Origin of the sequence: Streptomyces beijiangensis, from assembly GCF_017315755.1 — a bacterium.
Lineage (GTDB): Bacteria > Actinomycetota > Actinomycetes > Streptomycetales > Streptomycetaceae > Streptomyces > Streptomyces beijiangensis.
In genome coordinates, this window is sequence record NZ_JAFLRJ010001434.1 from 1 (window position 1) to 396 (window position 396).

Below are 396 nucleotides of genomic sequence, written 5' to 3' on the forward strand. Positions count from 1 at the left end.
CGGTCACCCTGCTCGAACGCAGACCCGGCACCTCCCTGACCCCCGACCGCCAACGCGACCCCGGCAGATGGCATATCGCCGCCGGCGTGGGCGACGAGCCGTGTGCCACCCCCGACGAAGGCGACGCCGACATCCCGGTCGGCGACGGACTGTCGCTGGTCCTGCGCGGCCATCCCCTCCCCGCGGCGGCCCGGCGGGTACTGGAGGCGTACGCGGCCCAGGCCGCCGTCGCCCTGCGCCAGCAGCGTCTGGAGGAACAGGCCGAAAAGGCGCGCCCGATCGCCGAGGCCGACCGCGCCCGTACCGCCGTGCTGCACGCCATCAGCCACGACCTGCGCACACCGCTGGCCGCCGCCAAGGACGCCGTCAACCGCCTGGCCGAGCCCACGAGACTAG

The 396-nt window shown here is 75.0% G+C and carries 1 pseudogene; it reads left to right on the top strand.

Annotated features, from left to right (window positions below):
- Positions 1–396 (top strand): annotated as a pseudogene (locus J0695_RS42160) (hypothetical protein); the annotation flags it as partial.